Source organism: Parvibaculum lavamentivorans DS-1 (assembly GCF_000017565.1).
In the GTDB taxonomy this organism is placed as follows: domain Bacteria; phylum Pseudomonadota; class Alphaproteobacteria; order Parvibaculales; family Parvibaculaceae; genus Parvibaculum; species Parvibaculum lavamentivorans.
On record NC_009719.1, the window covers coordinates 1,548,317 to 1,573,132 of the forward strand.

The window sequence follows — 24,816 nt, forward strand, 5'->3', positions numbered from 1 at the left end:
ATGCCAGTAGATTGGGGAAAAACCGGGAGAGGGAGGGGGCGATGCTGGAGATTTTGGGGATTTTGCTGCTGCTGGCGGCGCTGGCGGCGGCGACCGCGCTTTTCTATTTCCGCCATCTGTTCGACGATCCCGCCGCACGGCGCGTGCCCTCGGTGGCGGGTGCTCTCGGTGCGAGCCGGGTTCTCGCCGTTTTCGCCCATCCGGACGATGAGCAGCTCATCAACGGGCTCCTCACCTCCGCCAAGGCGGAAGGCGCCTATCTCGCCATGGTGACGGCGACGCCGGGCGATGCAGGCACCCAGTCCCCCGTCGTCTGCCGCCAGTCCGAACTCGGCATCATCCGCAAGGCCGAGGCGCTGAAAAACGGCTTTGCGCTCGGCATCGACGAACAGGAAGTCTGGGATTATCCGGATGGCGGTGTGCCGGACATTCCGGTCGACGAGCTTGTGGCCCGGGTCACGGACGCCATGAAGCGGTACCGGCCGGACCTCGTCGTCGCCTTCTGGCCCGCCAGCGGCGCCACCAGCCACAAGGATCACATGAGGATGGGTCTGGTCGCCGAACAGGCCATCGAAAGGCTAAAGGCCGAGGGCGGGCCCTCGCCCCGTTTCGTCGCCTATCCGCTCATCCCCCGGCGCTCGCTGCTGAAGCTCGGCCGCCGGACCGGCAAGTTCGTCGCAGAAAACCAGCCGCTGCCCACCCATTCGACGCCCGGCAATACGGCTTCCAAGATACGTGGCTGGCAGATCCATGCGGCGCAGGCGGATTATGTCGCGAAGGCCTACAAGATGCCGACGCGGCTCCTCTACGCGATCTGGGACAAGGAATTTTACGCCGTGCGCGACCTGGAGACCGGCCAATGGAAAAATTGATCCCGCTCGCGGCGGAAGTCGCGGAACTGCTCAAAAAGCGCGGCGAAACGCTGGCACTGTCGGAATCGTCCATGGGCGGGCTCGTCTCGGCGGCGCTGGTCGCGCAGCCGGGCGCCTCGGCCTTCTATCTGGGGTCCACCATCATCTATACGCGCGGTGCGGCCAAGGCGCTTTACGACCTGAAGGGCCCGCCCGCGCCGGATGTGAAGCCCTTGACCGAGCCTTATGTGGCGGCGATGGCCGATGTCGTGCGCGGCAAGCTCGGCTCCACCTGGGCACTGGCGGAAATGGGCGCTTCCGGCCCTTCAGGTTCGCCCTATGGCCCCGGGCCCGGCACGGCGGTCATAGGCCTTGCAGGGCCGCACCCCGCCTCGATCACGGTCAGTACCGGCTCCGCCGACCGCGCCGCCAATATGCGCGCCTTCGGCGAGGCGGCGCTCAAATTGTTGCTGAAATCATTGACTTGAAGCCTCTCCGCCCCTAGGTTCCGCCCACGATTTTCGGGACATTGTTGCGCCCCGACCCGCCCGAGGCATTGAGCCCGGGTCAACTTCCGCCGGCGATATTCGCTCGCGGAAGCGTTTTTGCTTTGCGTTACAAGGACTTGGACTTCACGTGTTCGAAAACCTGACAGGCCGCCTCGGCGACGTTCTTTCCAAGCTCAAGGGCCGCGGCGCCCTGAGCGAGAAGGACGTGGACGAGGCCATGCGCGAAGTGCGCCGGGCGCTGCTCGAGGCCGACGTCGCGCTGCCTGTCGCCAAATCCTTCATCGACAAGGTGCGGGCGCGCGCCATCGGGCATGAGGTCCTGAAGTCGGTCACGCCCGGCCAGCAGGTCATCAAGATCGTCCATGACGAACTGGTGGAAATGCTGGGCGGTGCCGAGGCCGATACGTCGATCTCGCTTCGCGCCGCCGCCCCTGTCGTCATCATGATGGTGGGCCTGCAGGGTTCGGGCAAAACCACCTCGACGGCGAAGATCGCCAAGCGCATGACCACGCGCGACAAGCGCCGCATCATGATGGCGTCGCTCGACACGCGCCGTCCCGCCGCGCAGGAACAGTTGAAGATTCTCGGCGAGCAGGCCGGCGTCGCGACGCTGCCGATCGTTGCCGGTCAGCAGCCGGTGCAGATCGCGAAGCGCGCGGTCGAGGCTGCCCGTCTCGGCGGCTTCGATGTGCTGATGCTCGACACGGCGGGCCGTATCCATATCGACGAAGACCTGATGGCGGAAGTCGCGCAGGTGCGCGATGCCGCCAATCCGCACGAGACGCTGCTCGTCGCAGACAGCCTGACCGGCCAGGATGCCGTCAATGTCGCCGAGCAGTTCAATGCCCGCATCGGCGTCACCGGCATCGTGCTGACGCGCGTCGATGGCGACGGACGCGGCGGCGCCGCGCTTTCGATGCGTGCGGTCACGGGCGTGCCGATCAAGCTTCTCGGCACCGGCGAAAAAATGGACGCGCTGGAGGATTTCCGCGCCGACCGTGTCGCCGGACGCATCCTCGGCATGGGCGACGTCGTCAGCCTTGTCGAGAAAGCCGCCGAAACCATCGACGCCGACAAGGCGAACAAGATGGCCGAGCGCATGCGCAAAGGCCAGTTCGACCTCGATGACATGGCCGAGCAGCTCGCGCAGATGGGCCGCATGGGCGGCATGAAGGGCGTTCTCGGCCTCCTGCCCGGCGTCGGCAAGGCGCAGATGCAGGCCGCGCAGGCGCATATGGACGACAAGGTGGTGAAGCGCCAGGGCGCGATCATTTCCTCGATGACGAAGGAAGAGCGCCGCAACCCGAAAGTGCTGAATGCAAGCCGCAAGAAGCGCATCGCGCGCGGCTCCGGCACCGAGGTTCAGGAAATCAACCGCCTGCTGAAGATGCATCGCCAGATGGCGGACATGATGAAGGCGATGGGCCGCCAGAAGGGCGGCATGTTGAGCAAGCTTTTCGGCGGCGGCGCGCCGGAGATGCCGCCAGAGATGGCGGCGGATCCGAAGGCGCTGCAGAAAATGCTGCCGCCCGGCGGGCTTCCGCGCGGGCTCGGCGGCGGATTGCCCGGCCTGCCGGGTTCCGGTTTCGGGGGCGGTCTGCCGGGTTTGCCCGGCCTGCCGTCCGGCAAGAAAAAGAAATGAACCCTGCCTGCGGGCATGGTTCGCATACGGATTAACTGGTTTGCCGGCATCTCGCCGGATCACTTGAAAGGTAAGACAAGATGGCTCTGAAAATCCGGCTCGCTCGTGGCGGCGCCAAGAAGCGGCCCTTCTACCGCGTCGTGATCGCTGATACGCGTTCGCCCCGCGACGGCCGCTTCATCGAGAAGATCGGCACGTTCAATCCGCTCCTGCCGAAGGACAATGCGGAACGCATCAAGGTAGATATCGAACGCGCGAAGCATTGGCTCTCCGTCGGCGCGCTGCCGACCGACCGTGTTGCCCGCTTCCTCGACGATGCCGGCGTCTACACGCGCAAGGCGCGCAGCAACCCGGAAAAGTCGAAGCCGAAGGCGAAGGCGCAGGAGCGTCTCGAAGCCGCTCGCATGGCGGAAGAAGAAGCCGCCGCAGCCGCGAAGGCCGCTGCCGAGGCGCCCGCCGAGGAAGCGCCCGCTGCCGAGGCTCCTGCCGAAGAGGCGCAGGCGTAATTTCGCTTGCGCATCGCGCCGATGGCCCCCACGCCGGATAGAGACGGGCAGGATAAGAAAGTCTGTCTTGGCGTCGTCACCGGCGCGCATGGCGTGCGCGGACTTGTCCGCGTGAAGCCCTATACCGAGATGCCGGAAGGCGTCGCGGCTTATGGGCCGGTCGAGACGAAGGATGGCGCGACCTCCTTTGCGATTTCGCTGAAGGGGATGGCGAAGGATCTCGTCATCTGCAAGCTCGAAGGGGTGGACGACCGCGACGTGGCGGCCGCGCTCAGGGGTACGGAGCTTTACGTGCCCCGCGAGCGCCTGCCCCGGGCGAGCGGCGATGAGGAGGGCTGGTATTATGCCGACCTCATCGGGCTTCGCGCGGTGGGCCTGGATGGCCGGGATTATGGCCGGATCGCCGGGGTCGAGAATTTCGGGGCGGGCGACCTCCTCGAGATCGCGCCGGCCGAGGGCGGCCAGACGGTTCTGATGGGCTTCACGGACGAGAACGTCCCCGAAGTCGATATTGCGGGCGGGCGGGTCGTGATCGATCCGCCGGCCGGCACGTTCGGGGACGATGCTGAAGCGGAGCGGGGCGAATGACTGGCGCATGGTCGGCAAGCGTCCTGACGCTCTTCCCGGAGATGTTTCCGGGGCCGCTCGGCGTTTCGCTGGCGGGCAGGGCGCTCGAAGCCGGGCTCTGGCGGCTGGAGGCGGTGGACATTCGCGGGTTCGCGCGCGATAAGCACCGCTCCGTGGACGATACGCCCGCGGGCGGCGGGCCCGGCATGGTGATGCGGGCCGATGTCGTGGCGGCGGCGGTCGATGCGGTTCACCCTCAGGGCGATCCGAGGCCGCTGATCTATCTGAGCCCGAGGGGGCGGCCGCTCACGCAGGCCCGCGTCCGGGAGCTGGCGGCGGGTCCGGGGGTGGCGCTTCTCTGCGGCCGCTTCGAGGGGCTCGACCAGCGGGTCATAGAGGCCCGCCAGATGGAAGAGATCAGCCTCGGGGATTTCGTCCTTTCGGGCGGGGAACCGGCGGCTCTGGCGCTTCTCGATGCCGTTATCCGGCTGTTGCCGGGGGTAATGGGCAAGGAAGCGTCGGGCGAAGACGAGAGTTTCGAGAGCGGGCTTCTTGAATACCCGCATTATACGCGGCCCCAGAGCTTCGAGGACCGCGAGATTCCGCCGGTTTTGACCTCTGGCGACCATGCAAAGGTTAAGGCATGGCGCCGGGAGCGGGCGGAAGAGACGACAAGGCAAAGACGGCCGGACCTTTGGGAGAAATTTCTCAAGGGACGGACCTAAAGACAGTCGCCATTGCGCGATAATTGTGTTACGGAAGCGCGCTTCCCGGGCGGGATCGTCCCATATGAGCCCGGAGCGCCTTCATATCGAGGTTGAGACCCATGAATATCATCGAGCAGATCGACCAGGAGCAGATGGCAACGCTTACGGGCGGCAAGACCATCCCCGATTTCGCACCCGGCGACACGCTGCAGGTCAATGTGAAGGTGGTTGAAGGCACGCGCGAGCGCCTGCAGGCCTATGAAGGCGTCTGCATTGCGCGCGCTGGCGGCGGCATCAACGAGAACTTCACGGTTCGCAAGATTTCCTACGGCGAAGGCGTCGAGCGCGTATTCCCGCTCTACAGCCCGCTTGTCGACTCGATCAAGGTCGTCCGCAAGGGCCGCGTTCGTCGCGCCAAGCTTTATTACCTGCGCGGTCTGCGCGGTAAGGCCGCCCGAATTACCGAGAAAAAGCAGGACAAGACCCGCAGCCAAGAGACCGGCGCAGCCTGATTTCGTCCGCATCCGCGGAGACTGGTTCGAAAAGCGGGCAGGGCGCCAAAGCGCCCGGGCCCGCTTTTTCCGTTATGGGGCTCCGGCGATATTTATCTGAACAGAATAGGCAAGTGACGGGACTGCTTTCGGCGATGGATCGCCGGTGAGGGCCCGAAGGAGGATAGAGAAAATGGCACCCCGTACCATGTACGACAAAATCTGGGATGCCCATCTGGTCGAGATGGCTGAGGACGGCACGGGCCTCCTCTATATCGACAGGCATCTGGTGCATGAAGTGACGAGCCCGCAGGCCTTCGAGGGCCTGCGCATGGCGAAGCGCCAGGTCCACGCGCCGCAGAAGACGCTCGCCGTCGCCGACCACAACGTGCCGACGACCGACCGCTCCAAGGGCATCGCGGATGAGGAAAGCCGCATCCAGGTCGAGACGCTCGAACATAACGCGCAGGATTTCGGCGTCGAATATCTCCAGATGTCCGACATTCGCCAGGGCATCGTGCATATCGTCGGGCCGGAACAGGGCTTCACGCTGCCCGGCACCACCATCGTCTGCGGCGACAGCCACACCTCCACGCATGGCGCCTTCGGCGCGCTGGCGCATGGCATCGGCACGTCCGAGGTCGAGCATGTGCTCGCGACCCAGACGCTGATCCAGTCCAAAGCGAAGAACATGCGGATCAATGTGGTCGGCAAGGCGCCCGAAGGCTTCACCGCGAAAGACATCGTACTCGCCATCATCGGCGAAATCGGCACGGCGGGCGGCACCGGCTATGTCATCGAATATGCGGGCGAAGCGATCCGCGACCTTTCCATGGAAGGCCGCATGACCGTCTGCAACATGACGATCGAAGGCGGCGCCCGCGCCGGCCTCATCGCGCCGGACGACAAGACCTATGCCTATCTCGAAGGCCGCCCGCGCGCGCCCAAGGGTAAGGCGTGGGAAATGGCGGTCGAGTACTGGAAGACGCTGCCTTCCGACCCCGATGCGAAGTTCGACAAGGAAATCACCATCGACATCGCCAACCTGCCGCCGCTCATCACCTGGGGCACGAGCCCGGAAAACGTCATCAAGATCACGGATCGCATTCCCGATCCGAAGGACGTGGCAGACCCGTCGCATGCGAAATCGATGCAGCGTGCGCTCGACTATATGGGCCTCACGCCCGGCACGCCGATCAATGAAGTGAAGATCGACCGCGTCTTCATCGGCTCCTGCACGAACGGCCGTATCGAAGACCTGCGCGCCGCCGCCGTCATCGCCGAAAAGGCGATCAAGGCGGGCCGCAAGGTTGCCTCGACCGTCAATGCGATGGTCGTGCCCGGTTCCGGCCTCGTGAAGGAGCAGGCGGAGAAGGAAGGTCTCGACAAGATATTCCTCGAAGCGGGCTTTGAGTGGCGCGAGCCCGGCTGCTCCATGTGCCTTGCGATGAACGCCGACAAGCTCGCGCCCGGTGAACGCTGTGCGTCGACATCCAACCGCAACTTCGAAGGCCGCCAGGGCCGCGGCGGACGCACGCATCTCGTCTCGCCCGCCATGGCGGTCGCGGCGGCGATCGAAGGCCATTTCACCGATGTGCGCGAATTCGGGAACTGAGGAAACGTAGATGGACAAGTTCAACAAGTTGACGGGCGTCGCGGCGCCGCTGCCGATCATCAATGTCGATACCGACATGATCATCCCGAAGCAGTTCCTGAAGACGATCAAGCGCACGGGGCTCGGCAAGAACCTCTTCGACGAGATGCGCTATGACGATAATGGCAACGAGATTCCGGATTTCGTGCTGAACAAGCCGGCTTACCGGAACGCGCAGATTCTCGTCACCGGCGAGAATTTCGGCTGCGGTTCGAGCCGCGAACATGCGCCCTGGGCGCTGCTCGATTTCGGCATCCGCTGCGTGATCGCACCGAGCTTCGCCGACATTTTCTACAACAACTGTTTCCAGAACGGCATTCTCCCCATCGTCCTGCCGCAGGAAGAAGTCGACAAGCTGATGGACGATGCGGAGCGCGGCTCGAACGCGATCATCACCGTCGATCTCGAAGCTCAGGAGATCCGGGGTCCGGATGGCGGCGTCATCAAGTTCGACGTCGATCCCTTCCGCAAACATTGCATGCTGAACGGCCTCGACGGCGTCGGCCTGACGCTCCAGAAGGAAGCGGAGATCGCCACCTTCGAAAAGAAACTCGAAGAAACGCAGCCCTGGCTCTGACCCTCGAAGCGAAGAAAAGTAAATGACAAGAAACATCCTCATCGTCGCCGGCGACGGCATCGGCCCGGAAGTCATGGGCGAAGTCGAGCGCGTGATCGGCTGGTTCAACGACAATCGCAAGTTCGACGCGAAGATCGAAAACGAGCTTGTCGGCGGCTGCTGCTACGACGCGCATGGCGTCGCGGTGACGGACGAGACGGTCGAGAAGGCGAAGCGCGCGGATGCCGTCATGCTCGGCGCGGTGGGCGGGCCGAAATGGGATAACGTGCCTTACGAGGGCCGCCCGGAAGCCGGCCTGCTGCGGCTGCGCAAGGATCTCGAACTCTTCGCGAACCTTCGTCCCGCGCTCTGCTTCGCGGCGCTCGCGGACGCATCCTCGCTGAAGCGCGAGATCGTCGAGGGCCTCGACATCATGATCGTGCGCGAGCTCACCGGCGGCGTCTATTTCGGCGAGCCGAAGGAAATCACCGATCTCGGCAATGGCGAGCGGCGCGGCGTCGACACGCAGGTCTATACGACGAGCGAAATCCGCCGTATTGCGGAAGTCGCCTTCGATCTCGCGAAGAAGCGCGACAATCGCGTCATGTCGGTCGAGAAGCGCAACGTGATGAAGTCCGGCGTCCTCTGGTACGAGGAAGTGAAGACGCTCCACGGTGAGAAGTTCTCCGACGTGAAGCTCGAGCACATGCTGGCCGACAATTGCGCCATGCAGCTCGTGCGCAATCCGAAGCAGTTCGACGTGATCGTCACCGACAATCTCTTCGGCGACGTCCTCTCCGACATCGCCTCCATGCTCACGGGCTCGCTCGGCATGCTGCCTTCCGCCTCGCTCGGCGCGAAGGATGCGAGCGGCAAGGCCTGCGCCATGTATGAGCCGGTGCATGGCTCCGCGCCCGACATCGCGGGCACGGGCGCGGCCAATCCCATCGCCTCGATCCTCAGCTTCGCCATGGCGCTTCGTTACACGTTCGAGCTCGGCGCCGATGCCGACCTGCTCGAAAAAGCGGTCGACAAGGTGCTCGCCGACGGGCTCCGCACCGGCGACATCATGCAGCCGGGCATGAAGAAAGTCGGCACAAAGGAAATGGGCGACGCCATCCTCGCCGCCCTCGCGAAACTGAACGGATAGACGAGAAAATCCCGGGGTTCTCCGCTCGCTGCACTCGCCGGGGAGACCTTCGAGATTAGATCACTTCCCCAAGCCGTCATGGCCCGGCTTGTCCGGGCCATCCACGTCTTTGGCGACGTTCATTGAAGGAAGACGTGGATGACCCGCATAAAGCGGGTCATGACGCATAAGGCAAAGAGCCGAGGAGAAACACTCATGGGCTACAAGATTGCCGTTCTCGGCGCCACGGGCAATGTGGGGCAGGAGATGCTGAGCATTCTCGCCGAGCGCGCGTTTCCGGCGGATGAGGTCGTGGCGCTGGCGTCGCGCCGCAGCCAGGGCACGGAAGTCTCCTATGGCGACCGCACGCTCAAGGTGAAGACGCTCGACACCTATGATTTCAAAGGCACCGATATCTGCCTGATGGCGACGACGGGCGCCATGTCCGCCGAATGGGCGCCGAAGATCGCGGCAAAGGGCTGCGTCGTCATCGACAATTCGTCGCGCTGGCGCATGGATGCGGATGTGCCGCTGATCGTGCCGGAAGTGAACGCGGCCGCCATCGCCGGTTACACGAAGAAGAACATCATCGCCAATCCGAATTGCTCGACGGCGCAGATGGTCGTGGCGCTGAAGCCGCTGCATGATGCCGCCGGCATCCGCCGCGTCGTCGTCTCGACCTATCAGTCGGTGTCCGGCGCGGGCAAGGAGGCGATGGACGAGCTCTTCACGCAGACGCGCGCGATCTTCGTCAATGACGCGCTGGTCAACGAGAACTTCACCAAGCAGATCGCCTTCAACGTCATCCCCCATATCGACGATTTCATGGAGGATGGGCAGACGAAGGAAGAATGGAAAATGACGGTCGAGACGAAGAAGATTCTCGACCCGAAGATCAAGGTGACGGCCACCTGCGTCCGCGTGCCCGTCTTTGTCGGTCATTCGGAAGCGATCAATATCGAGTTCGAGCGGCCGATCTCGGATGAGGAGGCGCGCGAGATATTGCGCGAGGCGCCGGGCTGCCTCGTCGTCGACAAGCATGAGGATGGCGGCTATGTCACGCCCATCGAATGCGTCGGCGATTATGCGACCTATATCAGCCGCATCCGCGTCGATCCGACCGTCGAAAACGGCCTCAATATCTGGGTCGTGTCGGACAATCTGCGCAAGGGCGCGGCGCTCAATGCGGTCCAGATTGCCGAAATTCTGGGCGCGCGCTACCTGAAAAAGGCGGCCTGACCCTCGCCCCTTCGCGAATGAGAAGAACGGCAAACCAATACCCGCCGGCGCATGAGAATGCGCCGGCGTTGCATTTTTTCGCCCTCGGTCTTTCCGGGAGGATTGATCCGTTTACTGATTTTTGCTCCGCGCCGTTAACCTTCCGATAAGTCATGCATAAAATATGGGCAGGAAATCCCTTGCATTTGTGCGCCTTGCAGCTTTTCCGACTGCTAAAAAATTAACCTCTCACCTTGATAGTCCCTTGGTCGCGTCAAGCTATCGGGGCTGAAAAGTGGGCAGTGCTGCGCAATCCATCGACACCATCTGGGTTCTGATCTGTACGATCCTCGTGATCCTCATGCAGGCCGGTTTCACCTGTCTTGAATCCGGTCTCGTCAGGGCAAAGAACTCGATCAACGTCGCCGTCAAGAATGTGATGGATTTCTGCGTCGCGGGCCTCGGCTTCTGGCTTGTCGGCTTTGGTCTCATGTTCGGCTTCAGCATTGGCGGCTTTTTCGGCAGCACGAATTTCGCCTTCAACGGCCCGAGCGCCGGCGCCTCGCCCGAGCTTGCCTGGGTCATGGTCTTCTTCTTCTTCCAGCTCGCCTTCTGCTCGACCTCGACGACCATCGTCGCGGGCGCGGTGGCGGAGCGGATGAATTTCCACGGCTATCTCATCACCGCTGCCGTACTCAGCATGCTGATCTATCCGGTATTCGGCCATTGGGCCTGGGGCGGCGTCCTTTCCGGCGAGGCGGCGGGCTGGCTGGAGCTCAAGGGTTTCATCGATTTCGCGGGCTCCACCGTTGTCCACAGTATCGGCGGCTGGATCGCGCTTGCGGCCATTCTCGTCATCGGTCCGCGCATCGGCCGCTTCGGTCCGGGCGGGCGGCGCATCGAGCCGCATGACATGCCGATGGCCACGCTCGGCATGTTCCTCTTGTGGATCGGCTGGTTCGGCTTCAATGGCGGCTCCACGCTGGCGCTCAACACCTCCGTTCCCTATATCCTCGTCCACACCATGCTGGCGGCCGCTGCCGGCGGCGTCGCGGTCATGGGCCTGAGCTGGGCGCGCTCCGGCCTCCCCGATGTGCAGCACACGCTGAACGGCATTCTCGCAGGCCTCGTCGCCATCACCGCCAATTGCCATATCGTCGACATGAACACCGCAGTTCTCATCGGTATCGGCGGCGGCATCGTCTGCTTCCTCGCGAGCGAGCTTCTGGAGCGGCTTCATATCGACGATGCGGTCGATGCCGTGCCGGTGCATCTCGCCGCCGGCATCTGGGGCACGCTCGCCGTCGCGCTTTTCGGCGATGTCTCCCTGTTCCCGAACGGCCATTCCCGTTTCGACCAGTTCCTGGTACAGGCGCAAGGCGTTCTCGCGGCCGGCGTTTTCGCCTTCGGCGTCGCCTTCGTTGTCCTCACCATCGTCAACCGTTTCCTGTCGCTGCGCGTCTCGGCGGATGCGGAGCGTATCGGCCTCAATGTCGTGGAGCATGGCGCCTCGTCCGCCCTGCTCGATGTGCTGGGCGCCATGGAGGCGCAGGCCTCGCGCGGCGATTTCTCGAAGCCCGTCCATGTCGAGCCCTTCACCGAAGCCGGCGAAATGGCGACACGCTACAATCTGGTGCTCGACAAATTCAACAGCGAGGTGCGAAAGCGCGAGCAGACGGCGAACGATCTGCGCGACGCGCGCGACGTGGCGGAGCTTGCCAACGCCTCCAAGTCGCAATTCCTCGCCAATATGAGCCACGAGCTCCGCACGCCGCTCAACGCCATTATCGGCTTCTCCGAAGTGATGAATGGCGAGTTGTTCGGGCCGATAGAGAATGAACGCTACAAGGATTATGTCGGCGACATCCACAAATCGTCGAGCCATCTCCTCAGTCTCATCAACGACATTCTCGACCTCTCCAAGATCGAGGCCGACCGCTACGAGCTTTACGAGGAAGAACTCGATGTGATGGACGTCGTTGCGAGCTGCGAGCGGATGATGCGCCACCGCGCCGACGAGGCGGGCGTCGCGCTCAAGGTCACGGTCGAGGATGAATTGCCGCTTCTCATGGCCGACAAGCGCGCGCTCAGGCAGATCGTGCTCAATCTCGTTTCCAATGCCGTGAAATTCACCCCGAAGGGCGGGCTCATCCAGCTCGGCGCCTTCATGGAGCCGGACGGCCGCATGGCCTTCCGCGTCGCCGATACCGGCGTCGGCATGAGCAAGAAGGATATTCCGATCGCGCTCGAGCCCTTCCGCCAGATCGGCAAGGACAGCAATGTCTATTCGACCGAAGGCACCGGCCTCGGCCTGCCGCTGACGCGGGCGCTGGCGCGGCTCCATGGCGCTTCGCTCGTCATCGAGTCCGAGCCCGGCGAAGGCACGACCATCACCATCCGCATGCCTTATTCCCGCGTGTTGCAGACCGCCGTCCGCCGGATCGCGTGATTTCGGCTCACATAGCAATTCCATCGGCTGCAAAACCGATTTAGTGTCCGCTTCGCATCTCGATCCCCGCGAACGGAGATTTTCCCATGGCCGACCTTGCCGCCCGCCCGCGCCGCAGCGTTCTCTATATGCCCGGCTCGAATGGCCGCGCGCTCGAAAAAGCGAGGGAAATTCCGGCCGACGCGCTGATCCTCGACCTTGAAGACGCGGTCGCGCCCGATGCCAAGGAAGAAGCGCGCAACCAGGTCTGCGCGGCGGTCAAGCTTGGCGGTTATGGCAAGCGTGAGATCATCATCCGCGTAAACGCGCTCGATACGCCCTGGGGGCTCGACGACATCAAGGCCGCCGTCGCCGCGGGGCCGGATGCGATCCTTGTTCCGAAAATCAATTCCGCCGCCGATGTCGAACGCGCCGAAAATGCGCTCTCGGATGCGGGCGCGCTCGGCCGCGTCCAGCTCTGGTGCATGATCGAGACACCGCTCGCCATGCTCAACATCCAGTCGATCGCGCAGAAGGCGCGCGAGCCGGGCTCCCGCATGTGCGTCTGGGTCATGGGCACGAACGACATCGCGAAGGAGCTTCGCGCCGCGCATACGCCGGACCGCGTGCCCATGCTGGCCTCGCTCGGTCTCGCGCTTCTCGCCGCGCGCGCCTATGGCCTCGTCATTCTCGACGGCGTCTATAACGACATCAAGAACGATGAAGGCTTCGCCGCCATCTGCGAGCATGGCCGCGACATGGGTTTCGACGGCAAGACGCTCATTCATCCCTCCCAGGTCGGGCCTTGCAACACCATCTTCTCGCCGGACCCGGAGACGGTCGACTTCGCGCGGAAAACCATCGAGGCGTTCGAGCAGCCGGAAAACAAGGGCAAGGGCGTGCTCAAGGTCGATGGCAAGATGGTCGAGATACTGCATGCCGAAATCGCGAAGCGCACCGTCGCCATCGCGGATGCGATCAGGGAGCTTGAAGCGGCATCCTGACAGGGAGGCAGAGGCATGAACGGCAGTACCATCGGGTCCGGTATCGCAATCGATCTCGGCCTCGGGACCATCATCGGCCTTCGGATGGATGATCTCGGCGTCGGTATCGGCATGGGGATCGGCATCGGCCTGGCGATGGCCATCGGTATCGATCAGTGGCGGAAAAAGAAGGACGGGAAATGACCAAGACGAATGCCGGGAATTTCTTCGAGGATTTCAAGGTCGGGCAGGTGCTGCACCACGCCACGCCGCGCACGGTGAGCGAGGGCGATACCGCGCTTTATCAGGCGCTGTTCGGGTCGCGCTTCTCGCTTCAGTCCTCGGCGGAGGTTGCGCGCAAGGCCGGCTATGCCGCCGCGCCCGCCGATGATTTCCTCGCCTTCCACATCGTCTTCGGCAAGACGGTGCCCGACATCTCGCTCAATGCCGTTGCCAATCTCGGCTATGCCGATTGCAGGTTCCACAAGCCCGTCTTTCCCGGCGATACGCTGTCGACAGAATCGAAAGTGATCGGGCTGAAGGAAAATTCAAACGGCGAGACGGGCACCGTCTATGTCCGATCCACGGGGCGCAACCAGCGTGGCGAGACCGTGCTCGATTATGTGCGCTGGGTGATGGTGAGAAAGCGCGACAAGGCGCATCCCGCGCCCGAAGCCGATGTGCCGCATCTGCCGGAAGCGGTCGAGCCGCAGCATCTCATCGCGCCCGAAAAGACGAGCTTCAAGGGTTTCGACACCGTTGCCTCCGGCTCGCCTCATCTCTGGGACGATTATGAGCCCGGCGAAAAGATCGACCATGTCGACGGCGTCACCATCGAGGAAGCCGAACACATGATGGCGACGCGCCTCTATCAGAATACCGCCAAGGTGCATTTCAATCAGTATACGGAAGGCAAGGGGCGCTTCGGCCGCCGCCTCATCTATGGCGGCCATGTCATTTCGCTCGCCCGGGCGCTCTCCTTCAACGGGCTCGGCAATGCGGTTTTAATTGCCGCCATCAATGGCGGCCGCCATGTCGCGCCCTGTTTCGGCGGCGACACGGTCTTTGCCTGGTCGGAAGTGCTCGCCAAGGCGCCGCTCAAGACCCGCGACGATCTCGGCGCCTTGCGCATCCGCACCATTGCCACGAAAGATCTTCCCTGTTCCGGCTTCCCCGGCCCGAAGGACAAGGGCTATGATGAAGGCGTTATCCTCGATCTCGATTATTGGGCGTTGATGCCGCGCCGTTAGGGTGCGTTTTCATACTTTGTTTAGCAGCCGTTTCTACACTCGGCCGAAATCGGGCAGGGCCATCATGCTTGCATCGGATACAAGCGGTTTTCAGTCACCGGCGCCGGGCGCTTTGCTGCGTTCGCCGGACAGCGTCGCCTTCGAGGAAAGATGGGACCTCGCGCGCGGCGGCAAGGCCGTTCCCCCGCGCAGCGCCATCGAGCTCAAGCGGTTCGCGCAATTCGCCCGCTGGTTCGCCGTCATCGAGCCGAACCGCGAGACGCCCGCCCTGCCTTTCCGGCTCGTCGGTTCCGGCTTTTTCGATTTTTTCGGCCAGGACCTCACCGGCATCGATTATCTGACGCTGGTCGATCCCGCCATCAGCCGCCTCGCTTATGATTGCGTCATCGCCTGTCTCGACCTGCCCTGCGGGCTCTGGCAATGCACGCCGGCGAAAATCTCCGGCGGCGCAACGCAGATCTACGAATACACGATCCTGCCGATCTCCCGGCATGGCGGCGCCGCCGACCAGATCGTCATCTATGTGAATTTCGAGCAGGCGAGCGTCGATCTGCCGAATGTCGACCGGCTCGAACATGCGGAAGTCTGGCACTGGCTCGATATCGGCCATGGTGTGCCCGGCATCGATGTGAGCTTCCCTCCGGCCTGACGTTCAGCCCCTCTCTCCCGGATAGATGTAGGCAAGCGTCGCCAGCGCGATGGCGACGAGCTTTTCCTCGCCGGCATCCGTCTCGCAATAAACGCGTGCCTCGACGACGCATTGCCGCCGCCCCGCCTTCACCACCTCGCCGCGCGAAATGGCGCGGCGGCCGATGGCCGGGCGTACGAGGTTCAGCTTGTATTCCGAGGTGACGAGGCTCACCGCGCCTTCCGGCAGCATGGTCGAGGCCGCGCAGCCGCTCGCATTGTCGGCGAGATAGCCGATCACGCCGCCATGGATATAGCCATTGTTCTGGGTGAGCTCCGGCCGGTTCTCCAGCATCAGTTCCGCGCGGCCCCGTTCCACATGTCCGACCTTCGCCCCCACCAGCAGGGAAAAGGGCTGCGAGGTCAGCACGCGGGTGGCGCGCTCCAGCGGTGTTTCGCCTCCGGGCAGTCCGCCCGGCGGGCTCTCCGGGCGGCGGGAATCGGTTTCATGCATCGGGCTTGCTCCTGTTTTGCCCAGCATGTCAGGCGCAAGTTGCGAAAGCTTCTCAACATCGCGCAAAGCCTGTTGCGCGGCGTCGCCTTGCCCCAGCGTTTCCGCGCCTCTCCCGCGTCCCTCCGGCGCGCAAAGCGGTTTGCGCGGACGCATGTGCTTCCGGTCTCCATGACAGCGTCAGGGTATTTGCCATTGCGGCCCCCGCGCGATAAACAACGGGAACACGCGGGCCGTTCGCGCCCGCCGATTTTCTTGCTGGCCCTGACGGGGACTTTCGGATGGCTGAACAGCGACAGGCCGTATCGCGGCCTCTCTCACCGCACCTGCAGATCTATCGCGTCACGATCACCATGGCGATGTCGATCATCCATCGCTTCACCGGCATGGGGCTTTATGCCGGCACGGCGCTTGTCGCCTGGTGGCTGGTCGCGGCCGCGACGGGGCCTGAAGCCTATGCCACCTTCCAGGCGGTTGCCGGTTCGTGGATCGGCCAGCTCGTTCTCTTCGGCTTCACCTGGGCGCTGCTGCATCATCTTTTCGGCGGTCTGCGCTATCTCCTGTGGGACGCGATTGTCGCTACCTCGCCGCGCAGCGCCGATATCATCAGCTGGGCCGCCACCATCGCCGCCCTCCTGGCCACTGTCGCGGTCTGGTTTGCCGCCCTTTCCATGCGGGGGGTGCTCTGATGGCCGACACTCACAAGACGGCGTCCGCCGCAACGAAGCCCGCAAACGACATGCGCACACCGCTTGCCCGCGTGCTTCATCTCGGGTCGGCGAAATCCGGCACGCAGGATCACATCCGCCAGCGTCTCACCGCTGTCGCCATTGCGCCGCTCTCGCTCTTTTTCCTCGTGCTCCTCGTCGCGCTTACCGGCGCCGATTACGAGACGGCGCGGAGCTGGCTCGCCAATCCGCTTGTCGGCATCCTCGCGCTCTGCCTCATCGTCGCCGCCATCATCCATATGCGCATCGGCATGCAGATCGTGATCGAGGATTATGTGATCGCCCCCGGGCTCAAGCATCTCAGCATCCTCGCCAACACCTTCTTCTCCTATGGCGTCGGCCTTGCCTGCCTCTATGCGGTGCTGAAGCTCGCCTTCGGTTCCTGACTTTCCTTCAAGCGTCGAGAGATCGCCCATGACGGCCAGCTACCAGTTCATCGATCACACCTTCGACGTCGTCGTTGTCGGCGCCGGCGGCGCGGGGCTTCGCGCCACGCTTGGCTGCGTCGAAAAGGGGTTGCGCACGGCGAACATCACCAAGGTGTTCCCGACCCGCAGCCACACAGTCGCGGCGCAGGGCGGCATCTCCGCCTCGCTCGGCAATATGGGGCCGGACGACTGGCGCTGGCACATGTACGACACGGTCAAGGGCTCCGACTGGCTCGGCGACCAGGATGCGATCGAATATCTCTGCCGCCAGGCGCCCGAAGCCGTTTACGAGCTTGAGCATTTCGGCGTGCCCTTCTCCCGCACCGAGGAAGGCAAGATCTATCAGCGTCCCTTCGGCGGCATGACGACGAATTTCGGCGAAGGCATCGCGCAGCGCACCTGCGCCGCCGCCGACCGCACGGGCCACGCCATCCTGCACACGCTTTATGGCCAGTCCGTCCGCCACAAGGCCGAGTTCTACATCGAATATTTCGCCATCGACCTCATCATGGATGCCGAGGGCGCCTGCCGTGGCGTCGTCGCGCTCGACATGGCGACGGGCGAAATCCACCGTTTCCGCGCCTCGCTTGTCGTGCTCGCGACGGGCGGCTATGGCCGCGCCTATTTCTCGGCCACCTCGGCGCATACCTGCACGGGCGACGGCAATGCGATGGTGCTGCGCGCCGGCCTGCCGCTTCAGGACATGGAGTTCGTGCAGTTCCATCCGACCGGCATTTACGGCGCCGGCTGCCTCATCACCGAGGGCGCGCGCGGCGAGGGCGGCTATCTCACCAATTCCGAAGGCGAACGCTTCATGGAGCGTTATGCGCCTTCCGCGAAGGACCTTGCGTCGCGCGACGTTGTTTCGCGTTCGATGACGGTCGAAATCCGCGAAGGCCGGGGCGTCGGCGCGGAGAAGGACCATATCCATCTCCATCTCGACCATCTCGATCCGGCGATCCTTCACGAGCGCCTGCCCGGCATTTCGGAATCCGCGCGCATTTTCGCGGGCGTCGATGTCACGAAGGAGCCGATCCCGGTCCTGCCGACCGTCCATTACAACATGGGCGGCATCCCGACCAACTTCCACGGCGAAGTGCTGACGCTGAAGAACGGCAACCCGGATACGGTCGTGCCCGGCCTCATGGCCATCGGCGAAGCGGCCTGCGTCTCGGTCCATGGCGCAAATCGCCTCGGCTCCAATTCGCTGATCGACCTCGTGGTCTTCGGCCGCGCGGCCGGCCTTCGCGCCGCCGAGCTGGTCGAGCCCGGCCAGCGCCAGCCGGAACTCGCCAAGGGCGCGGGCGACAACGCCGTCGCGCGCCTCGACAAGTACCGCAATGCCAAGGGCGACACGCCGACGTCCGAGCTTCGTCTGCGCATGCAGCGCGCCATGCAGGAAGACGTCGCCGTCTTCCGCACCGGCGAAACGCTCGTCTCCGGTCAGAAGCGCGTCGCCGATGTTCACGCGGCGATCCCGGATATCCGCGTCTCCGACCGCTCGCTGATCTGGAATTCCGATCTCATCGAGACGCTGGAATTCGACAATCTCATCGTCCAGGCCGTCGCCACCGTCGAAGGCGCGGTCAACCGCCAGGAAAGCCGTGGCGCCCATGCGCGCGAGGATTTCCCGGAGCGCGACGACGCGAACTGGATGAAGCACACGCTCTGCTGGGTGGACGATCAAAGCGGCAAGGCCTCGCTCGACTACCGCCCCGTCCATGCCTACACGCTTTCCAACGACATCGAATACATCAAGCCAAAGGCGCGCGTGTATTAAACCGCGCATGAGGGTCTAGATCATGGTCCAGTTGACACTGCCGAAGAATTCCAAGGTCACGGAAGGCGAAACCTTCAAGGCCGCGCCGGGCACGAAGAACGTCAAGCGTTTCCGCGTCTATCGCTGGTCGCCGGACGACACCGCGAACCCGCGCATCGACACCTATGAAGTCGATCTCGACAAATGCGGGCCGATGGTCTTGGACGCCCTCATCAAGATCAAGAACGAGATCGACCAGACGTTGACCTTCCGCCGCTCCTGCCGCGAAGGCATCTGCGGTTCCTGCGCCATGAATATCGACGGCGCCAACACGCTCGCCTGCACCAAGGGTATCGACGAGTGCAAGGGCGACGTGAAGATCTATCCGCTGCCGCACATGCCGGTCATCAAGGACCTCGTGCCGGACCTGACGAATTTCTACGCGCAGCACGCCTTTATCGAGCCCTGGCTGCAGACGAAATCGGCCGAGCCCGAAAAGGAATGGCGCCAGAGCCACGAAGACCGCGAAAAGCTCGACGGTCTTTATGAGTGCATTCTCTGCGCCTGCTGCTCGACCTCCTGCCCCTCTTATTGGTGGAACGGCGACCGCTATCTCGGCCCCGCCGCGCTCCTGCAGGCCTATCGCTGGCTGATCGACAGCCGCGACGAAGCCACCGGCGAACGCCTCGACGAGCTGGAAGACCCCTTCCGCCTCTATCGCTGCCACACCATCATGAACTGCGCGAAAACCTGCCCCAAGGGCCTCAACCCCGCCAAGGCCATCGCGGAGATCAAGAAGATGATGGTGGAGCGTCAGGCTTAAGTTTACCACCGTTCGATGCCGACGCTCTCCCTCGCCCCGTCAGGGGAGAGGGAAGGGGCCCGGCTGCGCGGCGTCAGCCGCGCAGGTGGGAAGGGTGAGGGGGCACCCTCTCGTTTGCCGGTGCACCCGCCAAAACAAAATTGTCACCCCGGCGAAAGCCCGGGCCCATGGGCATCAAGGCGCGTGGCCGATTCAGATGGATCCCGGCTTCCGCCGGGATGACATTTGAGGAGAAGGTGGTGAGGAGAAGGCGGCGCGGAAAGGACGGCGATCCTCACTCCGCCACATACTCCGCATCAGGCTTCCCGTTCTCATAGGCAAACATCAGCGCCGTCTTCAAGCTTGCGAAGTCCTCGACCACGCAGTCGCTGGAATCGAGTGTCACGCCCATCTCCGACAGCGCCACGCCTTTTTCCTCCGCCATGCTCACAAAGTCCGGGCAGATCATGCTCCAGCGCCGCCAGTTCGCGCCGTCGCGTTCGACCAGCGCATAGAGATTGCCTTCCGGCGAATCCGCCTCGCGCGCCTGCACGGCATAGAGGTCCGGCGCGATTTCCTTCATGAGGCCGGCGAAGATCTTTCCGTCCTCGCCCGTGGTCATGAGATAGAGATCGCCGTCCCGCGTGATACGCGTCTCCTCCTCCGTCGCGCCGGTGCGCGCGCCCGTCTCGTCCAGCTCGTGAAGCACGAGGCGCGTCCCGTCCGCAATCGGGTAATCGGCATCGGCGGGCTTGATGAGATCCTCCGCCGAAATGAAGCAGCCGCCGAGCAGCAGGGCGGCGGAGATGGAAAGGACCTGACCGATTTTCATGATGTCTCTCCGATAAGCGCGAGGTGCGGCTCACTATAGAGAGCGAAGCAGCTTTCGTATCGGCGCAAAAAGAAACCCGGCTGCCGATGGCGGAGCCGGGTTTTGTGTGGGCGGAGGATGTGCCCCGCGCGGAGCGCAAAAGAAAACCCGGCCGCCGATGGTGGGACCGGGTTTTGTGTGGGCGGAGGATGTGCCCCGCGCGGAGCGCAAAAGAAAACCCGGCCGCCGATGGTGGGGCCGGGTTTTGTGTGGGCGGAGGATGTGCCGGGGCGGTTTGCGCAGCCGGGGCCTTGCCCTGTATCGGAATGCCGTCCATCGCCGGCATGAGCAACACCCTGCGCCTCGATCTCTGAATGTTCGGTGAACGGAGGAACCGGATCGTCTCTGCCACCCTCCCCCAAGGGGAGGGTCAAACGGTCGAAGACCGTTTGGGGCGGGGTCGCCGAAGAGGCCATACATGCAATCGATAGCCGGTTCGCCGACGCGGCGCCGCGACCCCGCCCCGAAAAACCCTCGCGATGCTCGAGTTTTTCGACCCTCCCCCAAGGGGAGGGTGGGATAGAGGCGTTGTGCTGCGCATCCCCACTCCGCTTTACCCTTCCTTCACCACAACTTCATGTATCGAGATTTCCGGCGCCGCCTCCGCCAGCCGCCGCGCCGCTTCCATGAATTCATGGCAATAGCTCTGCGCGAAATGGAAGTCGACGGCGGCGCGGTCCTTCCATTCCTCGTAAAAGAAAAAGCGTCCCGGCTCCATCTGGTCTTCGTAATAGCTGTAGGAGAGGTTGCCGGGCTCGGCGCGCGAGAGCCGCACCTGCCGTTCGGCGACGGGGCGGAAGGCCTCGCGGTTCGCCGCCGGAATCTTCGCCGCGCCGGTAATGACGATCATGGTTTCTCTCCCGCTTCGGTCACGGAAGCGGGATCGTAGTAAAAGCGTTCGCGGTGGATCAGGTCGCCCTGCCAGTCCTGGCAGGCCATCTCGTTCATCACTCTTGTCTTTCCGTCCGGCCCGGTGATCTCGAAGACCCAGTTCACGACCGACCGGTCCCCGTCCACGAGAAACCAGTCCGCCTCCCTTGTGACGATCCTGCTCGTTTCAAGCACCTTGCGCTCGCTCTTCGCCAGCGCGTCGCGGCCGCCGCGCGGCGGGTGTGCGTTTTCCTGCATCGTCGCGTCCCCGGTATAGAAGCGTTCGATCGCTTCCACGAATTTTCCCGCCTTCACACAGGCGATGAAATCGAGAACCCGTTCGCGGTCCGGCATGGCGCCTCTCCTGCTTTTGCATGGAAGCGGCATGTTAGAGCACGGGATCGAGGCGCGCTATCGGGATGACGATAGGGGTCTGACTGACGGTGGGCTGACGGCGGAAGGCGGTTCCGCCGGTCAAATTAGTCTTTATACGGATGAAAGAAGCCGGCCCGCACCGCCCGAGGGGGGAGGGGGCAGTGCTGGCCGTGGCGTCGGCAGCTGAGGGATGCTGACGCCGGGGAGTCCAGTGGAGTGGAGGGGGAGATCTTCCTCCCCATCCGAAGCTTCAAACGGCGGGGGATTTCTTTTCCGTCGCTTTTTCTCGAAAAAACTTGTCCCCGCCGGTTTCTTCCCGCTCCGGTCTCTTGCGCGCGCGCCCCTTATCCCCGCCTTTTGAGCCGGGCGGCGGGGATCCCCCGGGGGGTAAATGCCGTCGCGCTCCCCGCCGGTGCCGAAGCGCGATCCCCCAAAAGCCTTCATGACGGTTCGGTGACAGTTCGATGACAGTCGGCCGGAAACCGGCTTCCGGTCATGCCCGCTTGACAGCCGAATATCATTTTGATAGTTATCGAAATATGGAAATGGAAGCCGCAATCGCCGCCTTGTCAGCCCTCGCGCAGGAGACGCGCCTGTCGATTTTTCGCGCCCTTGTGCGCGCCCAGTCGCCGGTCGCAGGCGAGGGCGGGCTCGCCGCGGGCGAGATTGCCGAGGCGCTGGGCGTCGCGCCGGCCACTTTGTCCTTTCATCTCAAGGAGTTGTCCCATGCGGGCTTGGTCGCTTCGCGGCGCGAGGGACGCTCCATTCTCTACACGGTCAATCTCGACGCGATGCTGGGCCTCACCGGTTTCCTGCTCGACGATTGCTGCCAGGGCGCTTGCGGCACCTTGTCCCCCTGCGCCGTCACGCCCGTAAATTCAACCCGGAAGGAGTGCGTCTGATGAAACGTCTGCATGTGAGCTTCGGTGTCGAGGATCTGGAAAAGTCCATTGCCTTCTACTCAACGCTGTTCGGCGAGGAGCCCTCGGTCACGCGTCCTGGCTATGCGAAATGGATGCTCGACGATCCGCGCGTCAACTTCGTCGTGGAGTCGCTATCGGGCGAAAAAGGCTTTTCCCATGCGGGTATTCAGGTCGACGAACAGGAAGAACTGGCGCCGATCTTCGATCGCCTGAAGCAGGCGGAAGCGCCTTACCTGCCTGAAGGCGTCACCACCTGCTGCTATCACAAGTCGGAAAAAAGCTGGACCGCCGATCCCGACGGCGTGCGCTGGGAAGCCTTCTTCACCATGCACCAGATGGAAGAATTCGGCACCGGCCCCGAGGTGAAGGTCGAAGAAAAGCCTCTCAGCGCCTGCTGCTGACGTAACTTCGTATACGGAGAAAACGACATGAACGCGCCGGCCGAAACCTACAACGTCCTTTTCCTGTGCACCGGAAACTCAGCGCGCAGCATCATGGCGGAAGCCTATCTGAATTCGCTTCCCGGCCGGCCGTTCAAAGCCTGGAGCGCCGGCAGTCATCCCGGCGGCACGGTCAATCCCTATGCCATCGACGTTCTGACGACGGCCAAGCTTTCGACCGAAGGACTGCGTTCCAAATCCTGGGATGAGTTCGCCGTGCCCGGTGCGCCGAAGATGGATTTCGTGTTCACCGTCTGCGACAACGCCGCGGGTGAAGTCTGCCCCATCTGGCCGGGACAGCCGATGACGGCGCACTGGCCCTTTCCGGACCCTGCCGCCTTCGAGGGAAGCGAGACCGAGAAGCGCGCCGTCTTCCTCGATGTCTTCCGGCAGATCCGCGCGCGGATCGACATCTTCACCAACCTGCCGCTCCGTTCGCTCGACAAGCTGTCGCTCCAGAAGCAGCTTGTGGATCTCGGCAGAATTCATGCAGGTGCCGCGTAATGGCGTCGGCGGAAGACGCGCCGCGGCAGCTCGGCTTTCTCGATCGTTATCTCACCGTCTGGATATTCGCGGCGATGGCGGCGGGTGTCGCTGTCGGAAGCCTGTTCGAAGGAGTGCCTGCGGCACTTGAAAGCCTTTCCATTGGCTCGACCAATATCCCGATCGCGCTCGGCCTCATTCTCATGATGTATCCGCCGCTCGCGCGGGTGCGCTACGAGGAATTGCCGCGCATTTTCGAGGACCGCAAGGTGCTCGTGCTGTCGCTGGTGCAGAACTGGCTGATCGGGCCGTTCCTCATGTTCGGCCTCGCGGTGCTCTTCCTGCGTGACGAGCCGGCCTATATGACCGGCCTCATTCTCATCGGCCTCGCGCGCTGCATCGCCATGGTCATCGTCTGGAACCAGCTTGCGCGCGGCAGCAATGAATATGCCGCCGCGCTTGTTGCCTTCAACAGTTTCTTCCAGCTTCTCTTCTTCAGCGTCTATGCCTGGTTCTTCCTCGCCGTTCTGCCGCCGCTTTTCGGTCTCGAAGGCCAGGTGATCGCGGTCGGCTTCTGGACGATTGCCGGCGCCGTCCTCGTCTTCCTCGGCATTCCCTTCGCGGCGGGCTATCTGACGCGGCGCTATCTTCGTCCGCAGATCGGCGCCGATGCCTATGACAACCGCTTCCTGCCGCGCATCGGACCGATAACGCTGATCGCGCTCCTTTTCACCATCGCGGTCATGTTTGCGCTTAAAGGGGAGGCCGTGCTCGCATTGCCGCTCGATGCCTTGCGCATTGCGGTGCCGCTGGCGCTCTATTTCGTTCTCATGTTCCTGATCAGCTTTGCGATGAGCCGGTTCCTCGGCGCGGATTATCCGCGCACGGTGTCGCTCTCCTTCACGGCGGCGAGCAATAATTTCGAGCTTGCCATCGCGGTCGCCATCGCCGCTTTCGGCATCGCCTCGCCGGTCGCCTTCGCCACCGTCATCGGGCCGCTGGTCGAGGTGCCGGTGCTGATCCTGCTGGTCGGCGTCGCGCTTCGTCTGCGGGAGCGCTGGTTCGCCGATCCGGTTGCCCGTCCGGCCGATTGACGGGTCCCCGCGAAAAAGCCCGCGCCTTCCGGCGCGGGCTTCATCTCGTCGAAGCGTGAAAGACTGCGCGGCCTTATTCGGCGGGCGCGGGCTCTTCCATCGGCGCGGGCTCCACTTCCATGGGGGCCGGCTCTTCTTCGGTCGTCATGTCGTCATAGGCTTCTTCCACCGCTTCGGCGGTGTCTTCGGCCGCTTCCTCGGTCGCGTCCATCGCGTCGCTTGCGGCTTCGCCGGTGGCGTCCATGGCGTCGCTTGCGGCTTCGCCCGTCGCGTCCATGGCGTCGCCGATGGTCGTGTCATCGGGGTTCATCACCCGATAGCCGATCACCAGCACAACGGCCAGCAGGATGATGGCGATGGCGGTCTTCATGAAATTGGACATGGCATTTTCCCTCTTGGGTATTTCCCTTGGCG

General features: G+C 63.5%; 29 protein-coding genes. 24 read left to right on the plus strand and 5 right to left on the minus strand.

The features are described from left to right. The first annotated feature begins 41 nt into the window (after positions 1-41). From PLAV_RS07185 to PLAV_RS07255, 16 genes are all read left to right on the plus strand, one after another. Positions 42-872 (plus strand): PIG-L deacetylase family protein, encoded by an 831-nt coding sequence (locus PLAV_RS07185; RefSeq protein ID WP_012110313.1) that lies wholly within the window; start codon positions 42-44, stop codon positions 870-872. Beyond that, the gene (locus PLAV_RS07190) at positions 860-1,339 is read left to right on the plus strand and encodes a CinA family protein (protein WP_012110314.1); all 480 of its coding nucleotides are present in this window, start codon (positions 860-862) and stop codon (positions 1,337-1,339) included. Before PLAV_RS07185 ends, PLAV_RS07190 begins: the two co-directional genes overlap by 13 nt. Before the next feature lie 148 nt (positions 1,340-1,487). Next, on the plus strand, positions 1,488-3,002 hold the full coding sequence (ffh, locus tag PLAV_RS07195) for a signal recognition particle protein (protein ID WP_012110315.1): 1,515 nt from the start codon (positions 1,488-1,490) through the stop codon (positions 3,000-3,002). 80 nt (positions 3,003-3,082) lie between these two features. Then, complete coding sequence (rpsP, locus tag PLAV_RS07200; RefSeq protein WP_012110316.1) at positions 3,083-3,508, plus strand: 30S ribosomal protein S16; 426 nt, start codon at positions 3,083-3,085, stop codon at positions 3,506-3,508. A gap of 21 nt (positions 3,509-3,529) precedes the next feature. After that, entirely contained in the window at positions 3,530-4,096 is a 567-nt protein-coding gene (gene rimM, locus PLAV_RS07205) for a ribosome maturation factor RimM (protein ID WP_012110317.1), read from the plus strand. Then, complete coding sequence (gene trmD, locus PLAV_RS07210) at positions 4,093-4,800, plus strand: tRNA (guanosine(37)-N1)-methyltransferase TrmD (protein WP_012110318.1); 708 nt, start codon at positions 4,093-4,095, stop codon at positions 4,798-4,800. The genes rimM and trmD overlap by 4 nt, the downstream gene beginning before the upstream one ends. A 101-nt stretch (positions 4,801-4,901) precedes the next feature. Next, positions 4,902-5,294: a 50S ribosomal protein L19 gene (gene rplS, locus PLAV_RS07215; protein WP_012110319.1), complete on the plus strand. Its 393-nt coding sequence runs from the start codon at positions 4,902-4,904 to the stop codon at positions 5,292-5,294. Positions 5,295-5,466: 172 nt separating this feature from the next. Beyond that, positions 5,467-6,888: a 3-isopropylmalate dehydratase large subunit gene (leuC, locus tag PLAV_RS07220; RefSeq protein WP_012110320.1), complete on the plus strand. Its 1,422-nt coding sequence runs from the start codon at positions 5,467-5,469 to the stop codon at positions 6,886-6,888. Positions 6,889-6,898: 10 nt separating this feature from the next. Beyond that, entirely contained in the window at positions 6,899-7,504 is a 606-nt protein-coding gene (leuD, locus tag PLAV_RS07225) for a 3-isopropylmalate dehydratase small subunit (RefSeq protein WP_012110321.1), read from the plus strand. 22 nt (positions 7,505-7,526) lie between these two features. Next, positions 7,527-8,633 (plus strand): 3-isopropylmalate dehydrogenase, encoded by a 1,107-nt coding sequence (gene leuB, locus PLAV_RS07230; protein WP_012110322.1) that lies wholly within the window; start codon positions 7,527-7,529, stop codon positions 8,631-8,633. 195 nt (positions 8,634-8,828) lie between these two features. Continuing rightward, positions 8,829-9,851 carry an aspartate-semialdehyde dehydrogenase gene (locus PLAV_RS07235; protein WP_041535892.1) on the plus strand — a complete coding sequence of 341 codons (1,023 nt, stop codon included), beginning with the start codon at positions 8,829-8,831 and terminating at the stop codon, positions 9,849-9,851. A gap of 274 nt (positions 9,852-10,125) precedes the next feature. Continuing rightward, positions 10,126-12,279 carry an ammonium transporter gene (amt, locus tag PLAV_RS18805; RefSeq protein WP_012110324.1) on the plus strand — a complete coding sequence of 718 codons (2,154 nt, stop codon included), beginning with the start codon at positions 10,126-10,128 and terminating at the stop codon, positions 12,277-12,279. A gap of 86 nt (positions 12,280-12,365) precedes the next feature. Then, positions 12,366-13,262: an HpcH/HpaI aldolase/citrate lyase family protein gene (locus tag PLAV_RS07245; RefSeq protein ID WP_012110325.1), complete on the plus strand. Its 897-nt coding sequence runs from the start codon at positions 12,366-12,368 to the stop codon at positions 13,260-13,262. A gap of 15 nt (positions 13,263-13,277) precedes the next feature. After that, a complete protein-coding gene (locus PLAV_RS19635; RefSeq protein WP_012110326.1) occupies positions 13,278-13,445 on the plus strand; it encodes a hypothetical protein in 168 nt (55 codons plus the stop codon). Continuing rightward, positions 13,442-14,491: a MaoC family dehydratase gene (locus tag PLAV_RS07250; RefSeq protein ID WP_012110327.1), complete on the plus strand. Its 1,050-nt coding sequence runs from the start codon at positions 13,442-13,444 to the stop codon at positions 14,489-14,491. Before PLAV_RS19635 ends, PLAV_RS07250 begins: the two co-directional genes overlap by 4 nt. A 64-nt stretch (positions 14,492-14,555) precedes the next feature. Beyond that, positions 14,556-15,140 carry a PAS domain-containing protein gene (locus PLAV_RS07255; protein ID WP_012110328.1) on the plus strand — a complete coding sequence of 195 codons (585 nt, stop codon included), beginning with the start codon at positions 14,556-14,558 and terminating at the stop codon, positions 15,138-15,140. A 3-nt stretch (positions 15,141-15,143) separates the two neighbouring features. Here the strand turns inward: PLAV_RS07255 and PLAV_RS07260 are convergent, their stop codons facing one another. Further along, positions 15,144-15,785: a PaaI family thioesterase gene (locus PLAV_RS07260; RefSeq protein ID WP_012110329.1), complete on the minus strand. Its 642-nt coding sequence runs from the start codon at positions 15,783-15,785 to the stop codon at positions 15,144-15,146. Between the two features lie 125 nt (positions 15,786-15,910). Between PLAV_RS07260 and sdhC the strand changes: the two genes are divergently transcribed. Genes sdhC through PLAV_RS07280 form a run of 4 tightly spaced genes read left to right on the plus strand, consistent with a single transcriptional unit; the run spans position 15,911 to position 19,367 of the window. Beyond that, entirely contained in the window at positions 15,911-16,318 is a 408-nt protein-coding gene (gene sdhC, locus PLAV_RS07265; RefSeq protein ID WP_012110330.1) for a succinate dehydrogenase, cytochrome b556 subunit, read from the plus strand. Next, the gene (gene sdhD, locus PLAV_RS07270; protein ID WP_012110331.1) at positions 16,318-16,743 is read left to right on the plus strand and encodes a succinate dehydrogenase, hydrophobic membrane anchor protein; all 426 of its coding nucleotides are present in this window, start codon (positions 16,318-16,320) and stop codon (positions 16,741-16,743) included. The genes sdhC and sdhD overlap by 1 nt, the downstream gene beginning before the upstream one ends. A 28-nt stretch (positions 16,744-16,771) precedes the next feature. Continuing rightward, entirely contained in the window at positions 16,772-18,565 is a 1,794-nt protein-coding gene (sdhA, locus tag PLAV_RS07275; RefSeq protein ID WP_012110332.1) for a succinate dehydrogenase flavoprotein subunit, read from the plus strand. Positions 18,566-18,587: 22 nt separating this feature from the next. Continuing rightward, a complete protein-coding gene (locus PLAV_RS07280; protein WP_012110333.1) occupies positions 18,588-19,367 on the plus strand; it encodes a succinate dehydrogenase iron-sulfur subunit in 780 nt (259 codons plus the stop codon). A gap of 274 nt (positions 19,368-19,641) precedes the next feature. Here the strand turns inward: PLAV_RS07280 and PLAV_RS07285 are convergent, their stop codons facing one another. The 3 genes from PLAV_RS07285 to PLAV_RS07295 form a co-directional block, all read right to left on the minus strand. Further along, positions 19,642-20,178 carry a hypothetical protein gene (locus PLAV_RS07285; RefSeq protein ID WP_012110334.1) on the minus strand — a complete coding sequence of 179 codons (537 nt, stop codon included), beginning with the start codon at positions 20,176-20,178 and terminating at the stop codon, positions 19,642-19,644. Positions 20,179-20,770: 592 nt separating this feature from the next. After that, positions 20,771-21,067, minus strand: a complete 297-nt coding sequence (locus PLAV_RS07290; protein ID WP_012110336.1) for a putative quinol monooxygenase — start codon at positions 21,065-21,067, stop codon at positions 20,771-20,773. Beyond that, positions 21,064-21,441, minus strand: coding sequence for a nuclear transport factor 2 family protein (locus tag PLAV_RS07295; RefSeq protein ID WP_012110337.1), 378 nt, complete (start codon positions 21,439-21,441; stop codon positions 21,064-21,066). Before PLAV_RS07295 ends, PLAV_RS07290 begins: the two co-directional genes overlap by 4 nt. A 566-nt stretch (positions 21,442-22,007) precedes the next feature. Here PLAV_RS07295 and PLAV_RS07300 point away from each other — a divergent pair. From PLAV_RS07300 to arsB, 4 genes are read left to right on the plus strand one after another with little or no spacing between them, the layout of a single operon-like run. Continuing rightward, complete coding sequence (locus tag PLAV_RS07300) at positions 22,008-22,364, plus strand: ArsR/SmtB family transcription factor (RefSeq protein ID WP_245545247.1); 357 nt, start codon at positions 22,008-22,010, stop codon at positions 22,362-22,364. Beyond that, positions 22,364-22,786: an ArsI/CadI family heavy metal resistance metalloenzyme gene (locus PLAV_RS07305; RefSeq protein WP_012110340.1), complete on the plus strand. Its 423-nt coding sequence runs from the start codon at positions 22,364-22,366 to the stop codon at positions 22,784-22,786. The genes PLAV_RS07300 and PLAV_RS07305 overlap by 1 nt, the downstream gene beginning before the upstream one ends. Positions 22,787-22,813: 27 nt before the next feature. Then, entirely contained in the window at positions 22,814-23,329 is a 516-nt protein-coding gene (locus PLAV_RS07310) for an arsenate reductase ArsC (protein ID WP_012110341.1), read from the plus strand. After that, positions 23,329-24,402: an ACR3 family arsenite efflux transporter gene (arsB, locus tag PLAV_RS07315; protein ID WP_012110342.1), complete on the plus strand. Its 1,074-nt coding sequence runs from the start codon at positions 23,329-23,331 to the stop codon at positions 24,400-24,402. The genes PLAV_RS07310 and arsB overlap by 1 nt, the downstream gene beginning before the upstream one ends. Before the next feature lie 73 nt (positions 24,403-24,475). Here the strand turns inward: arsB and PLAV_RS07320 are convergent, their stop codons facing one another. Then, entirely contained in the window at positions 24,476-24,784 is a 309-nt protein-coding gene (locus PLAV_RS07320) for a hypothetical protein (RefSeq protein WP_012110344.1), read from the minus strand. Positions 24,785-24,816: the final 32 nt, after the last annotated feature.